The sequence below is a fragment of the Streptomyces sp. GL_141 genome (assembly GCF_057834385.1).
The window spans coordinates 4,507,514-4,522,951 of the sequence record NZ_CM174402.1 but is presented as its reverse complement, the minus strand read 5'-3'; the positions used below and the strand labels follow the sequence as shown (position 1 = coordinate 4,522,951).

8 protein-coding genes, 4 rRNA genes and 1 pseudogene are annotated in these 15,438 nt (G+C 64.5%); 8 read left to right on the top strand and 5 right to left on the bottom strand.

The window, feature by feature from the left end:
* Positions 1-11: 11 nt before the first annotated feature.
* The gene (locus AC3IX6_RS19795; protein ID WP_250744631.1) at positions 12-1,427 is read left to right on the top strand and encodes an ATP-binding protein; all 1,416 of its coding nucleotides are present in this window, start codon (positions 12-14) and stop codon (positions 1,425-1,427) included.
* Position 1,428: 1 nt separating this feature from the next.
* Positions 1,429-3,135, top strand: a complete 1,707-nt coding sequence (locus AC3IX6_RS19790) for a superantigen-like protein SSL4 (protein WP_489363189.1) — start codon at positions 1,429-1,431, stop codon at positions 3,133-3,135.
* Here the strand turns inward: AC3IX6_RS19790 and AC3IX6_RS19785 are convergent.
* From AC3IX6_RS19785 to AC3IX6_RS19770, 4 genes are all read right to left on the bottom strand, one after another.
* Complete coding sequence (locus tag AC3IX6_RS19785; protein WP_489363187.1) at positions 3,132-3,689, bottom strand: GNAT family N-acetyltransferase; 558 nt, start codon at positions 3,687-3,689, stop codon at positions 3,132-3,134. The two genes, AC3IX6_RS19790 and AC3IX6_RS19785, sit on opposite strands and share 4 nt — an antisense overlap.
* A 128-nt stretch (positions 3,690-3,817) precedes the next feature.
* Positions 3,818-3,935 (bottom strand): 5S ribosomal RNA (gene rrf / locus AC3IX6_RS19780).
* 74 nt (positions 3,936-4,009) lie between these two features.
* Positions 4,010-7,133: ribosomal RNA gene (locus AC3IX6_RS19775) — 23S ribosomal RNA — on the bottom strand.
* A gap of 283 nt (positions 7,134-7,416) precedes the next feature.
* Positions 7,417-8,941, bottom strand: a 16S ribosomal RNA gene (locus AC3IX6_RS19770).
* The 16S, 23S and 5S rRNA genes sit together here, the layout of an rRNA operon.
* 1,398 nt (positions 8,942-10,339) lie before the next feature.
* On the opposite strand from AC3IX6_RS19770, the pseudogene AC3IX6_RS19765 reads away from it, so the two are divergent.
* The 6 genes and pseudogenes from AC3IX6_RS19765 to AC3IX6_RS19740 all read left to right on the top strand — a co-directional run.
* Positions 10,340-10,630: pseudogene (locus tag AC3IX6_RS19765) on the top strand (Imm10 family immunity protein); the annotation flags it as partial.
* A gap of 216 nt (positions 10,631-10,846) precedes the next feature.
* Positions 10,847-11,512, top strand: coding sequence for a transposase (locus AC3IX6_RS19760; protein ID WP_489371495.1), 666 nt, complete (start codon positions 10,847-10,849; stop codon positions 11,510-11,512).
* A 137-nt stretch (positions 11,513-11,649) separates the two neighbouring features.
* On the top strand, positions 11,650-12,246 hold the full coding sequence (locus AC3IX6_RS19755; RefSeq protein WP_489363185.1) for a hypothetical protein: 597 nt from the start codon (positions 11,650-11,652) through the stop codon (positions 12,244-12,246).
* Complete coding sequence (locus AC3IX6_RS19750) at positions 12,236-12,865, top strand: Fic family protein (protein ID WP_489363184.1); 630 nt, start codon at positions 12,236-12,238, stop codon at positions 12,863-12,865. Before AC3IX6_RS19755 ends, AC3IX6_RS19750 begins: the two co-directional genes overlap by 11 nt.
* A 681-nt stretch (positions 12,866-13,546) precedes the next feature.
* Positions 13,547-14,008, top strand: coding sequence for a hypothetical protein (locus AC3IX6_RS19745; RefSeq protein WP_489363182.1), 462 nt, complete (start codon positions 13,547-13,549; stop codon positions 14,006-14,008).
* Positions 14,009-14,368: 360 nt separating this feature from the next.
* A complete protein-coding gene (locus tag AC3IX6_RS19740; protein WP_489363180.1) occupies positions 14,369-14,824 on the top strand; it encodes a GNAT family N-acetyltransferase in 456 nt (151 codons plus the stop codon).
* Positions 14,825-15,283: 459 nt separating this feature from the next.
* On the opposite strand, the gene rrf (AC3IX6_RS19735) is transcribed toward AC3IX6_RS19740, so the two are convergent.
* Positions 15,284-15,401: ribosomal RNA gene (gene rrf / locus AC3IX6_RS19735) — 5S ribosomal RNA — on the bottom strand.
* Positions 15,402-15,438: the final 37 nt, after the last annotated feature.

Here is a 15,438-nt window from a genome sequence, read left to right as displayed (position 1 = left end):
AATGGCCGCCCATGCGAGATCCCATGTCCGCCCTGACGGACGCCTTCACCAGCTTCCTGTTCGGCAAGGTCGAAACCACCCGACTCCCCGTCCGCACGTCCACGGGCCAGGCGCAAGCGGTCTATCTCCCCACCGCCGCCCCCGGACTCGGCGACTCGGGCGTCATCATCGGCCGTGAGGTCTACAGCGGCAAGGGCTACATCTACGACCCCTTCCAGCTCTACGGCCAGCAACTCCCGGCCCCGCACTGGCTGGTCCTCGGCGAATCCGGCAACGGCAAATCCGCCCTCGAGAAGACCTACGTCCTACGCCAGCTCCGCTTCAGGGACCGCCAGGTCGTCGTCCTGGACGCCCAGGGCGAGGACGGCGTCGGCGAGTGGAACCTCATCGCCCAGCAGCTGGGAATAACCCCCATCCGCCTGGATCCCATCGCCGCGAACGACGACGGGATCCGCCTCAACCCCCTCGACCCGGCGATCACCGCGACGGGCCAGCTCGCGCTGCTCCGCACCATCATCGAAGTCGCCATGGGCCACGGCCTGGACGAGCGCTCCGGCTTCGCCCTGAAGGTCGCGCACGCCTACGTGGTGGAAACCATCACGGACCGCCAACCGGTCCTGATGGACATCGTCGAACAACTGCGCCACCCGGAACCCGAATCGGCGCTCTCGATGAACGTGGCCATAGACGACGTCCGCGCCTGGGGCCTGGACGTCGCGCTCGTCATCGACCGCCTGGTCGACGGCGACCTCCGCGGCATGTTCGACGGCCCGACCACCGTGGGCATCGACCTCGACGCGCCCCTCATCGTCTTCGACCTCTCCCACATCGACCGCAACTCCATCGCCATGCCGATCCTGATGGCCATCGTCGGCGTATGGCTGGAACACACCTGGATCCGCCCGGACCGCAAGAAGCGCATCTTCCTGGTCGAAGAGGCCTGGCACATCATCAACAGCCCCTTCGTGGCCCAGCTCTTCCAGCGCCTCCTCAAGTTCGGCCGGCGACTCGGCCTCTCCTTCGTCGCCGTCGTCCACCACCTCTCCGACGTGGTCGACGGAGCGGCGGCCCGCGAGGCGGCAGCGATCCTCAAAATGGCCTCGACGCGGACGATCTACGCCCAGAAGGCGGACGAGGCCCGCGCCACGGGCCGCGTCCTGGGCCTCCCCCGGTGGGCGGTGGAAATCATCCCCACCCTCACCCCCGGCATCGCGGTATGGGACGTCAACGGCAACGTCCAGGTGGTCAAACACCTGATCACGGAAGCCGAACGCCCCTTGGTCTTCACGGACCGTGCCATGACCGAGTCCTCGGTCCAGCACCGGCTGCCCGACGACCTCCTCGCCGCCGAACTGGAGACAGAGGAGCGCGCCCTCCTGATGGAACGCCACCGCAACGCCGGCGGCTCGGCCACCACGGTGGCCTGACATGCCCCAGCGCACGGACCACCCGGACCCCCGCCCCCAAGGCGGCATCCCGGACGGCCTCCTCGTGGGCCTCCTGGCCTTCCTCCTGGGCCTGGCCGTCCTCACCTGGACGGCCACCGGCCTGGCGGCCCTCTTCACGAAGGGCGCCTGGCCGAGCAAGGTCACCTTCACCCGCACCCCGACCGCGGTCCGCTCGCTGATAGCTCAACCCCACGACATCCCGGCCGCCTGGCCGGACACACCCCCCGAGGCCCTCTCCAACTGGGGGCTCTTCTGGGGCCTGTTCATCAGCCAGCTCCTGGTCCTCCTGGTCCTGACCATCTTCACCCTGGGCGTCGTAGCCCGCACGAAATCCCGCCGCCACCTGGAACGCCAGTCACACCAGCCGGGCCGGCAAGCCCCAACTCCCGCGCCGAATCACCCCATCCCGGCCCCTTCATCGGCGCAGCCCCCCACAGCCCCACCGCAGTCGCAGGCATACTCTGCCTCGCCGGCACACCCAGCCCCTCCGGCGTTTGAGGAGCGGGGGTCCGGGGGCTGGCCCCCGGCAACAGCGCCGCACGCATCCACGGTCCCCACCCCCACCAAGCCCTACCCGGCGGGCCCGCCGATCCCAGCCACTGCCCAGAGTCGGCCCTACTCAGCCCCGCCGGCGTTTGAGGCGCGGGGGTCCGGGGGCAGAGCCCCCGGCAACGGCGCCGCACCCACGGACGAGGCGTACCGCTACGGCTTCGGCTACGCCCCGGCCCCGGCCCCACCGGCAACCCCACCCCAAAGCCGCGGCCTGACCTACGCCCCACCGGAGGTGCGAGTCACGGCCGCCGAAGCAGCCATCGCGGCAGCCCAGGGCGCCCTCCTCGTGATCACGTCCTCCCCCGCCCTCTGGTCGGAGACGAAGGACGCCCGCTCCAAACTGGGCCCCGTCCACCTCTACGACCCGTCCCACCTCTGCGACACCCCGGCCCGCATCCACTGGAACCCCGCCGAGGGCTGCGCGGACCGCGCCACCGCCGCCGCCCGCGCCATCGCGCTCCTGGCCCCGGTCCGCCCCCAGGCCCGTATGGACTCCGCCCTCGCGGACACCGCGGAAACGCTCCTGCGCAGCTGGCTCCAAGCCGCCGCCCTGGACAACCGCCCGTTCAAGCAACTGCACCGCTGGGCCCAGGGCACCAACGCCCAGGAACCGGTCCGCATCCTCCGTACCCACCCCCAGGCGGCAACGGCCGCCCCCGGCGCGGCCGGCGAACTGGAGAGTGCGCTCACCGCCCACCCCGACCGCCGCGAGCTCGCCCAACACCTCACGGCCCGGGCCCTGACGGCCCTCTCCTCGATCCACATCCGGGAATCCTGCACCCCGAACCGAACCGATTCCCTCGCCCTCGCATCGTTCGTCTCCGAAGGGGGCACCCTCTACGTGGTGGGCGAACCCCTGGAAGACCCGCGGGCCCACCCGGGTGCGATGCCGCTGCTGACCGCACTCGCCTCCAGCGTGGTCGAGCACGGCCGCCGCATGGCCGCACGGTCATCCGACGGTCGGCTCGACCCACCACTGACCCTGGTCTTCGAGGACGTCGCCGCTGTGGCCCCGATCCCCCAACTGCCGCAGCTCCTCCAGGACACGACGCTCCCGCTCCTCGCCCTGTGCCGCAGCCGCGAGCAGGCCCGCTCCCGCTGGCCGGAAGCGGACCTCCCCGTCGCCGCCCGCTAAGCGGGCCGCGGGAACACGTACTCCAGCTCCTTCGCCGACGGGTCGGTCGGCATCGGCACGACCTTCCCGCTGGGCACGAACCCGAACCGCCGGTAGAACGCCCCGGCCCGCGCGTTCTCCTCGTGCACGAAGAGCCGTACGCGCACCAGAGCCGGCTCCTCCAACTCCCAGGCCCACTCCAGCGCGGCCGCGAACAGCGCCTCGGTCAGCCCGGTCCCCCGCTGCGCCGGCCGCACGAACACGCCCACGAGATGCGCCTGAGCCTGCTCGATCTCCCCGTCGAAGATGTCGGTCGTGCCGGCCGCCTCGACGAGCACGCTCACCGTCCCGGCCCACTCCCCATCGGGCCCCTCGGCGACGAACTGCCGAATGTCCGGCCCGGACGCGCCTCCGGCAGCCCGCTCCTGCCAGAACTCATCAGCCTTCGCCTCGCCCTGCTCGAGGGTCTCCAGAAAGGCCACCGTCGCCGCCGGATCCCGCAGAGCCGCGAGCCGCAGCTCCTTCACCTTGGCCCACTCATCAGCCCGTATAGGACGTACCACGTACTCGCTCATACCTCGGGATCCTAACCAGCCGGCCAACCCGGCTTCACCCGAGTTTCCACGCCAGGAAAACCCTAAAGGCCCGTAAACGCAGAAAAGCCCCGTACCGGTTACCCGGTACGGGGCTTTCTACAATGATTGTTCGGCGGCGTCCTACTCTCCCACAGGGTCCCCCCTGCAGTACCATCGGCGCTGAAAGGCTTAGCTTCCGGGTTCGGAATGTAAACCGGGCGTTTCCCTAACGCTATGACCACCGAAACACTATGAAGTTAACCAACCGGATATGAACACAGTTCGTTACTTCAGAACTAACACAGTGGACGCGAGCAACTGAGGACAAGCCCTCGGCCTATTAGTACCAGTCAGCTCCACCCGTTACCGGGCTTCCACATCTGGCCTATCAACCCAGTCGTCTACTGGGAGCCTTACCCTCTCAAGGAGGTGGGAATACTCATCTTGAAGCAGGCTTCCCGCTTAGATGCTTTCAGCGGTTATCCCTCCCGAACGTAGCCAACCAGCCATGCCCTTGGCAGGACAACTGGCACACCAGAGGTTCGTCCGTCCCGGTCCTCTCGTACTAGGGACAGCCCTTCTCAATATTCCTACGCGCACAGCGGATAGGGACCGAACTGTCTCACGACGTTCTAAACCCAGCTCGCGTACCGCTTTAATGGGCGAACAGCCCAACCCTTGGGACCGACTCCAGCCCCAGGATGCGACGAGCCGACATCGAGGTGCCAAACCATCCCGTCGATATGGACTCTTGGGGAAGATCAGCCTGTTATCCCCGGGGTACCTTTTATCCGTTGAGCGACGGCGCTTCCACAAGCCACCGCCGGATCACTAGTCCCGACTTTCGTCCCTGCTCGACCCGTCGGTCTCACAGTCAAGCTCCCTTGTGCACTTACACTCAACACCTGATTGCCAACCAGGCTGAGGGAACCTTTGGGCGCCTCCGTTACTTTTTGGGAGGCAACCGCCCCAGTTAAACTACCCATCAGACACTGTCCCTGATCCGGATCACGGACCGAGGTTAGACATCCAGCACGACCAGAGTGGTATTTCAACGACGACTCCACAACCACTGGCGTGGCTGCTTCAAAGTCTCCCACCTATCCTACACAAGCCGAACCGAACACCAATATCAAACTATAGTAAAGGTCCCGGGGTCTTTCCGTCCTGCTGCGCGAAACGAGCATCTTTACTCGTAGTGCAATTTCACCGGGCCTATGGTTGAGACAGTCGAGAAGTCGTTACGCCATTCGTGCAGGTCGGAACTTACCCGACAAGGAATTTCGCTACCTTAGGATGGTTATAGTTACCACCGCCGTTTACTGGCGCTTAAGTTCTCAGCTTCGCCACACCGAAATGTGACTAACCGGTCCCCTTAACGTTCCAGCACCGGGCAGGCGTCAGTCCGTATACATCGCCTTACGGCTTCGCACGGACCTGTGTTTTTAGTAAACAGTCGCTTCTCGCTGGTCTCTGCGGCCACCCCCAGCTCACGGAGTAAATCCGATCACCAGTGATGGCCCCCCTTCTCCCGAAGTTACGGGGGCATTTTGCCGAGTTCCTTAACCATAGTTCACCCGAACGCCTCGGTATTCTCTACCTGACCACCTGAGTCGGTTTAGGGTACGGGCCGCCATGAAACTCGCTAGAGGCTTTTCTCGACAGCATAGGATCATCCACTTCACCACAATCGGCTCGGCATCAGGTCTCAGCCTTATATGAGGGACGGATTTGCCTACCCCTCGGCCTACACCCTTACCCCGGGACTACCACCGCCCGGGCTGGACTACCTTCCTGCGTCACCCCATCGCTTACCTACTACAAGTCTGGTTCGCCGGCTCCACCACTTTCCTTTCCCCGAAGGGTCCGGAACGGCTTCACGGGCTTAGCATCGCCTGATTCGATATTGGGCGTTTCAAAGCGGGTACCGGAATATCAACCGGTTGTCCATCGACTACGCCTGTCGGCCTCGCCTTAGGTCCCGACTTACCCTGGGCAGATCAGCTTGACCCAGGAACCCTTAGTCAATCGGCGCACACGTTTCTCACGTGTGTATCGCTACTCATGCCTGCATTCTCACTCGTGAACCGTCCACAACTAGCTTCCGCTGCTGCTTCACCCGGCACACGACGCTCCCCTACCCATCACAGCGGGCGTTGGCCCTATTGCTGCAATGACACGACTTCGGCGGTACGCTTGAGCCCCGCTACATTGTCGGCGCGGAATCACTTGACCAGTGAGCTATTACGCACTCTTTCAAGGGTGGCTGCTTCTAAGCCAACCTCCTGGTTGTCTCTGCGACTCCACATCCTTTCCCACTTAGCGTACGCTTAGGGGCCTTAGTCGATGCTCTGGGCTGTTTCCCTCTCGACCATGGAGCTTATCCCCCACAGTCTCACTGCCACGCTCTCACTTACCGGCATTCGGAGTTTGGCTAAGGTCAGTAACCCGGTAGGGCCCATCGCCTATCCAGTGCTCTACCTCCGGCAAGAAACACGTGACGCTGCACCTAAATGCATTTCGGGGAGAACCAGCTATCACGGAGTTTGATTGGCCTTTCACCCCTAACCACAGGTCATCCCCCAGGTTTTCAACCCTGGTGGGTTCGGTCCTCCACGAAGTCTTACCTCCGCTTCAACCTGCCCATGGCTAGATCACTCCGCTTCGGGTCTAGAGCGTGCAACTCAATCGCCCTATTCGGACTCGCTTTCGCTACGGCTTCCCCACACGGGTTAACCTCGCTACACACCGCTAACTCGCAGGCTCATTCTTCAAAAGGCACGCAGTCACGACTGTATGTGCAAGCACATACAGCGACGCTCCCACGGCTTGTAGGCACACGGTTTCAGGTACTATTTCACTCCGCTCCCGCGGTACTTTTCACCATTCCCTCACGGTACTATCCGCTATCGGTCACCAGGGAATATTTAGGCTTAGCGGGTGGTCCCGCCAGATTCACACGGGATTTCTCGGGCCCCGTGCTACTTGGGAGATTCTTAAGCAAGCCGCTGATGTTTCGTCTACGGGGGTCTTACCCTCTACGCCGGACCTTTCGCATGTCCTTCGACTACATCAACGGTTTTTGACTCGCCGACCGGCCGGCAGACCGATCAAAAGAATTCCCACAACCCCGCATGCGCAACCCCTGCCGGGTATCACACGCATACGGTTTGGCCTCATCCGGTTTCGCTCGCCACTACTCCCGGAATCACGGTTGTTTTCTCTTCCTGCGGGTACTGAGATGTTTCACTTCCCCGCGTTCCCTCCACACTGCCTATGTGTTCAGCAGTGGGTGACAGCCCATGACGACTGCCGGGTTTCCCCATTCGGACACCCCCGGATCAAAGCTCAGTTGGCAGCTCCCCGGGGCCTATCGCGGCCTCTCACGTCCTTCATCGGTTCCTGGTGCCAAGGCATCCACCGTGCGCCCTTAAAAACTTGGCCTACAGATGCTCGCGTCCACTGTGTAGTTCTCAAGCAACGACCAGTCACCCATCACCCTCATCCGAAGACGAAGTTCACTGGGGCCGGCATCGCGAAGATAAAGCCTTTCGGCCGTACCCTCAGATACCCAACAACGTGCCAAGCACCAGACCTCTTCCGAATCCTCTTTCCACGCCGAAGCAGTACTTGAGAATCATCAGATCATCTGGTGCCAACTAATCAACGTTCCACCCTGAGCTGACCGTGCAGAACGTTTGTCTGCAATCGGTACTGTGCTCCTTAGAAAGGAGGTGATCCAGCCGCACCTTCCGGTACGGCTACCTTGTTACGACTTCGTCCCAATCGCCAGTCCCACCTTCGACAGCTCCCTCCCTTACGGGTTGGGCCACCGGCTTCGGGTGTTACCGACTTTCGTGACGTGACGGGCGGTGTGTACAAGGCCCGGGAACGTATTCACCGCAGCAATGCTGATCTGCGATTACTAGCAACTCCGACTTCATGGGGTCGAGTTGCAGACCCCAATCCGAACTGAGACCGGCTTTTTGAGATTCGCTCCACCTCACGGTATCGCAGCTCATTGTACCGGCCATTGTAGCACGTGTGCAGCCCAAGACATAAGGGGCATGATGACTTGACGTCGTCCCCACCTTCCTCCGAGTTGACCCCGGCGGTCTCCTGTGAGTCCCCATCACCCCGAAGGGCATGCTGGCAACACAGGACAAGGGTTGCGCTCGTTGCGGGACTTAACCCAACATCTCACGACACGAGCTGACGACAGCCATGCACCACCTGTATACCGACCACAAGGGGGGCACTATCTCTAATGCTTTCCGGTATATGTCAAGCCTTGGTAAGGTTCTTCGCGTTGCGTCGAATTAAGCCACATGCTCCGCTGCTTGTGCGGGCCCCCGTCAATTCCTTTGAGTTTTAGCCTTGCGGCCGTACTCCCCAGGCGGGGAACTTAATGCGTTAGCTGCGGCACCGACGACGTGGAATGTCGCCAACACCTAGTTCCCAACGTTTACGGCGTGGACTACCAGGGTATCTAATCCTGTTCGCTCCCCACGCTTTCGCTCCTCAGCGTCAGTAATGGCCCAGAGATCCGCCTTCGCCACCGGTGTTCCTCCTGATATCTGCGCATTTCACCGCTACACCAGGAATTCCGATCTCCCCTACCACACTCTAGCTAGCCCGTATCGAATGCAGACCCGAGGTTAAGCCTCGGGCTTTCACATCCGACGTGACAAGCCGCCTACGAGCTCTTTACGCCCAATAATTCCGGACAACGCTTGCGCCCTACGTATTACCGCGGCTGCTGGCACGTAGTTAGCCGGCGCTTCTTCTGCAGGTACCGTCACTTTCGCTTCTTCCCTGCTGAAAGAGGTTTACAACCCGAAGGCCGTCATCCCTCACGCGGCGTCGCTGCATCAGGCTTTCGCCCATTGTGCAATATTCCCCACTGCTGCCTCCCGTAGGAGTCTGGGCCGTGTCTCAGTCCCAGTGTGGCCGGTCGCCCTCTCAGGCCGGCTACCCGTCGTCGCCTTGGTGGGCCATTACCCCACCAACAAGCTGATAGGCCGCGGGCTCATCCTTCACCGCCGGAGCTTTTAACCCCCGCCCATGCAGGCAGGAGTGTTATCCGGTATTAGACCCCGTTTCCAGGGCTTGTCCCAGAGTGAAGGGCAGATTGCCCACGTGTTACTCACCCGTTCGCCACTAATCCACCCCGAAGGGCTTCATCGTTCGACTTGCATGTGTTAAGCACGCCGCCAGCGTTCGTCCTGAGCCAGGATCAAACTCTCCATGAATGTTTACCGGTTATCCGGTGCACACGCACTTAGAGCGGGACAGTCATGTCGGAATAAGACCGACCGTCCACTGCGTCCTCGCTGTGTAATTGCCTGCAAGCGTCAGGGCCGAAGCCGCGACCTCACAGGTCTTTTTCAAAGGAACCTCATCCACCGAAATGGACGGGGTATCAACTTTTTGGCGTTGATTTTTGGCACGCTGTTGAGTTCTCAAGGAACGGACGCTTCCTTTGTACTCACCCTCTCGGGCTTTCCTCCGGGCGCTTCCTTCGTTCTTGTGTCTCCGACTCTATCAGACTCTTTCGTGTCCGATTCCCGGTCGAAGCGGGTTTCGCTTTCCAGTTCTTCGCTTTCGCGTTTCCCTTTCCGGCGAGTCCGACTCTATCAGAAGTTTTCCACCGGATTTCCCGGCTTCAGATTCCTGGATGAGGAGTCGAGGGTGCCCACTCTGAATTGCTTCTTTGGGGGCCGGCTGCCGAACTTGTCCAGTTCCAGGCAACCGTTTGACTCTACATGACGCACCCCGCACGCTCCAAATCGGCGTGACACGACACCCCACCCTGGTGTAGGCCTCCACGAGCCTGCCGGTCCGTCGGGACAGGAGCAGAGCGCGAGCCCCGCTGCCTGCACCCACAACCGGCTACGGCTCTACCCGGGCCTCTGGGTGAGCAGTGCCCAGCAGAGCTCCCGCGGCGTACTACTGGAAGGCACTGCCAAGGCAGTCCGGCACCCAATCCACGGCGCGGTCTCCCGCACACTGACCTCGTGCGCGACACCCCCTTGGCATCCTTCGCACACTTCGCATCCTTCGTAGTCCTCTCCGGCCTGCCGGCCAGCGGAAGAAGCACCCTGGAACGCGGACTCGCCGCGCACCTGGACCTTCCCCTCCTGGACAAGGACGTGATCCTCGAGTCGCTCTACGACTCCCTCGGCGTAGGGAATCACTCCTGGCGCCACAGGCTGAGCCGGGCGGCCGACGACATCCTGTTCGCTCTCGCTGCCGACGCCAGGCAAGCCGTACTCGTGAACTGGTGGCACCGCGACACCTCCCCCAGCCGGCTCCACCAGCTCCAGGAACGCATCAGAGCCTGGGCATCCCACCCAGGCCCCCTCGGCCTGGGCGGCCCCGTCCGAACCATCGACACCAGCCGCCCGATCGACGCCGGCGCCCTCGCCAAGGACATCCGCACACTGCTCCCCACATCCAGCCCCCCGCCCCCAGTACACGTCCGAGGGCCACCCCCCACCGAAGATGCGCACCCCCGAGTTCCGGATCTTCCCCAGGGGGAGCGCGGAGTCCGCGTCATGAAGCGCCACCGCTCGGAGGCGAATCGTTGGCGCCGCTCCCCTGTCGCTCCCCTCTGCTGAACGCGCTACCGATTCGCTGCTCGTGTCGCCACAACCGAGATCGACCCTGACGGCTACTTCACCGAAGCTGCTCTCGCCGAGAACGAGGACGGAAGCGGCTTCATCTTGATGTTTATGGCAGGCGAGGAAGACCCAGATGATCAGAAGGTCGCCCTGGGCATGGATGCACACTGCCTGGTCACAGCCGGACAGGGGGCCTCGTATGGCTGCGTCCGCCAAGCCGTTCTGGAAGGCAACGTCCTACGCCTCTCGCTCCGTACTGAAGCACTGGCAAACCTGCGACTGAGCGACGGCGAGATCGAAGCCGTCATCGGAGCACCGGCCGAAGACGTCCGCCTGCGAGCTGCCCGGGGTGCGGCATGCCGTCGTGGCGGGTGCACGGACGGTTCGTCCGTCGGCTCGGCGACGCGACCGTGGCCGGCAGTCCGTAGTCATCGGTTCAAGTGTCTGAGCAGCCGGTGCCCGGCGGTGACGTTCGCCGAGCGGATCGAGGGGCTGATCAGGCCGCATGCCCGGCAGACGCAGGTGCTGCGGTCGATGATCGCCTCGGTCGCTCTGCGTCTGGCGGGCCGTCCCGGCGCCCGCCTGGCCGCGGCCCTCGGGATCCGCATCGCCGAGGACGCCCTGCTGGACCTGCTCCGCTCGGTTCCGCAGCCACCAGTCGGCGGCGCCGTCAGATTCCTGGGAGTGCACGACTTCGCTCTGCGCAAGGGCGACTCCTACGCGACGATCCTGGTTGATCTCGAAGCCCGCCGCCCGGTCGACGTCCTGCCCAACCGGGACACCGAGCCGCTGGCCGCGCGGCTTCGCCGCCACCTGGAGGTAGAGGTGATCTGCCGGGACCGGGCCGGCTCCTACGCGGAAAGAGCCCCGAAACGGTGCCCCGCAGGCGATGCAGGTCGCCGAAGCCTGGCCTGGCACCTGTGGCGGAACGTCGCGGATGCAGTGAAAGGAACGGCCGGCTCCCACCACGGCCGCACCCAGGCCACATTCGCCGCGACCCCGGTCACCGCGGAGGCAACCGCGAGCGACCTGGTCACGCCGGAGCCGTCTGAGGCGGTAGCCCTGCCGTTCGTTCCGCCTGATGTCGGCGTACACGGGTTAGTGCTCAGGCGGGTACACGTGAACGTGCCCGGGCGGGTGGAGGAGGCCGGGGGCAGGGCCAACAAATTGGGGTGCCAGGTCTCGACCTGGTGGGCATGATCGGTCAGTTGTTCCATCATGTCTGACTTCGGGGGTACGCCACGTCCATCGACCGCGAACGAGTCTGGTCGCTGCCCTGGACCGCCGCTGACCCCAGCCGGAACGCTTTCGACTGGGGCAACGATGAGGCGGCACAGTTGACGGCGCTTGTCGTCCCGATGGTGCCTTCCGAGGCCGCCCGGGCGGCTGATCCCGACCGGATGGCGGGCTTTCGATTCACCGACGAGGTCACCGCGCTCCTGGTGTCCCGTTACGGCCGGTGGGCCTGCGGTTGGGACTACTCGGTCCACAACGGCGGTCCCGTCGAGGCCTGGTGCTGTGCTTCGGACTCGGTCGGAGAGGCACAGCAGACCGGCGAACGCGTCGTGACCTGCCTGCTGGAGTGGCGTGAATGGCTGGAGGACGTGGCCGAGCGGTTCGAGCAGCTTGCACCGCATCCCGATGCGGACGCCGAGGACCGAAGCTGGCATCTGGAACGCGCGGTCACCCGCCTGGTCACCGCGGTCATCAGCAGCAATCACGCCGAGTCGTCCTGGTACGGGCTCTGCGAGACGACGCTGACCTGGTTCCTCACCTCCACCGGCCTGGGACCGGAAGAGGCGCAGAAGGCGGTGGAAGCTGCTATCGGCGGCCGGTTCAAGAGCCACGTTGCGCCCGCACCGACCCTGGTCGACACGATTGGAGAGGACCTGGCGATTCACCTGACCGGCCGCGGATTCTATCGTGAGCGATGACGCGCTGGCCGCGTGGTGCAAGGTCAGGGAGCAGGTCGACTGGCGCTCGGCGGCGAGCGTAGGACCGGCTCCGGTGCGCCCGGCCGTCGACGGACTCGCCGCCTGGTTCGACGGTCCGGTCCGCCGGCGCGACCCGGATCGCGCCGACCGGCTGCTCGCTGCGATGACCCTGTCCCGCGTCGCCGCCTCACCGGGAGAGCCCCTCACCCCGGCCCTTCTCGCCGGCTGGCAGAAGCTGGTCCTCGGTGTGAATGAGGTGGTTCTGCGTGGGAGCGACGCCTTCGCCAAGGGCGGCCGGGAGCGCTACGGCCTCACGCCCCACACGTGGCAGGACTTCGCCGCCTGCCTGCACCAGAGCGCCGACCCGTCGGTTCCCCTGACAGCCCGCGCGGCCAGGGTGTACCTCGACATCGCCTTCTTCCACCCCTACCCGGACGGGAACGCCCGCCTGGCACTCCTGGTCCTCGCCCACGTCCTGGAGAGGGAAGGAGTACGCCTGGACGAAGTGGGGCCGCTGCAGACCACCCGCTACGCGGACGACCCTGATGGCGCTCTCGATTTGGCAGCTCTGGTCACCGTGCTGATCCGCGCCACTCACCGTCGGGCAACCGCACGGTGAGTGAATGCTCCCCCCGGAGCGGCAGGTGAGCACGTTCAGCAGTACGCGGCTGAGCACTTACCCGTGTACGCCGACACCGGACGGCACGCTCGACGCCAGCGGCCAACCCCGGCGTCTCGTGGCCCGCACGGCAGAGGGATACGCGGCGGTCCAGGCACTGCTGGCCGAGGGAAAGTCCCTGGCGGCGATCGGCCGGACACTGCGGCTGGACCACCCCACCGTCCGCCGCTTCGCCCGCGCCGCCAGCCCAGACGAACTCCTGGCCAAGGCCACCGGACGGCTGTCCCTGCTGGACAACCACAAGCCTCACCACCACGCCCACTGGCTGGAAGGCCGTCACGATCACAAGATCCCCAGCAGACCCGAATTGCGTGACCGACGACAGTCCGGATCCGCGGGGCCCGGCCGGCATCACGGCGGGCGCGCTGACCCTCCCGTGCCTGACAGGGTCCCTGACTACCGCCGTTGCCCAGCAAACTGCCGGCCGCACAGATCGACGAACTCCCGGAAGGCGCACCCTGCTTCCAAGATCCTGAGGGCCCTTGCCGGACTCGACCCCGCGACCCCGCGCCCTCTCAGTCCGGGGTCCTCGTCTCCACAGACCTAGGGCTGTGACCGTATAGGTTCGCCGGGTCTGAGGACGAGACGAGGAGCGGACCGTGGCGGGCGTGGGGGCGGGCGATGAGTGACAACTACCTGACGGTGATTCCGACCGATCCGTACTGGCAGCCCAGTAGGGATGCGGCAGATCGTGCTGCGGTTGTGTTGTCCGGGATGCTTTCTGACGACGACGCCCGACGTCGTCTGGAAGCCAAGTGGCACGACAGCGTCGAGGTGGTCCACTGCTTCGCCAACCTGGAGAGGATCTCCTGCTCGCGGTGCGGCACGGAGCTCGCACCTGGCTGGTGGGGTGATGCCGTCTCGCAGGGGTACGACGAGGGCTTCTCGACGCTCATGGTGACGGTTCCCTGCTGTGACGTTGAGATGTCGCTCAATGAGCTGGTGTACGACTGGCCGATGGGGTTCGCGCGGTTCAGGATCGAGGTTTTGTATCCGAACCGGACTTGGCTGACCGACAGGGAGCTGGCCTCGGTCGCGGGTGCACTCGGACATCCCCTGCGACAGATCCTCATCCATGTCTAGTGCTGTGACCAGGCAGGTTCTGCGGCACGGTCAGGCTGCGGTTCTGAGGGGGGCGTCCGCCCCAGCGGATGCCCTTTTCGCTGCGGAGCCGGCGCGCTCGCAGCGTTGGGCGGCCAGGACGTCGGGGTGGCTCGATGCGGTCGAGTTTGGCGTCCCGGGTGGGGTCGGTGGACTCCTTCCACAATCGGCCCCACCCCCAGAAGGGGCGACGTCGTCAACGAGGACGAGTACCCGTCTCGGCCGAGGAGATGGGGACCTGAGCTTGTTCGGCCGGCCGCCATCCGGCGGGAGTGGGCCGCGGCGGGAGGCGTTCTCTAATCCGGATGCGGTTGGGGTGGTCAGCTGCGATAGTCCCGCGCTGTGAACAGTGATGAGTTTGTGCTTCGCCGGGCGGTCGACTCTGATGCGGCCGGTATCGCCGACACCTGGCTGCATTCCTTCAGAATCGCGCTGCCGACCGTGCATCTTGCGCACGGCGACGACGAGGTGCGGGACTGGTTCTCTGCCGTGGTCGTGCCGCAGTACGAAACCTGGATAGCCGGCGCCGACGGGTCGGTCGTGGGGCTCCTCGTACTCGACGGTGAGGAACTGGAGCAGCTCTACCTGGATCCGTTGTGGCGGGGAAAGGGCCTGGGCGACCGGTTCATGGCTCTGGCCAAGCAGCTTCGGCCGGACGGACTGAGCCTGTGGACGTTTCAAGTCAACGGACCGGCGCGACGGTTCTACGAGCGTCACGGCTTCATCGCGGTCGAACGTACCGACGGGCTGCGCAATGAGGAGCGCGAGCCCGACGTCCGCTACGTCTGGCGGCCCTAAGCGCTGTCCCGCAATCCCACGAGGCTGAGGGTCATGCCGTGTCCGGGTCGGCGCCGATTGCACCGGCCGAGCGAAGTGAACGCCCGAGGTCTCCGGTAAGGATGCGGGGGTGGCGGCGCCACCACCACAGGTCGGGGCCGGGCAGTCTGTGGTCGTCGCCGTAGCCGTGATCGATGACGCTCACCAGGGCGGCCCACGCGTTCACCCTTTCAGCGACCGTGAACGCCGTCCGCAGGGGCCGGCCGTGGAGCCTTCCGCTGGAGGACCGGGCAACCCGGATACCCAGGCACCGGACTCGTCATCCCGCACCGCCGCGAACGCGGCCAGGCCGGACTCCCACAAGCAGGTCCGGGCTCGGCCCGGAGGCGGTCCGGTCCGCGTTCGACGGCTTCCGGAAAGGTCTGTAAACGCAGAAAAGCCCCGTACCGGTTACCCGGTACGGGGCTTTCTACAATGATTGTTCGGCGGCGTCCTACTCTCCCACAGGGTCCCCCCTGCAGTACCATCGGCGCTGAAAGGCTTAGCTTCCGGGTTCGGAATGTAAACCGGGCGTTTCCCTAACGCTATGACCACCGAAACACTATGAAGTTAACCAACCGGATATGAACACAGTT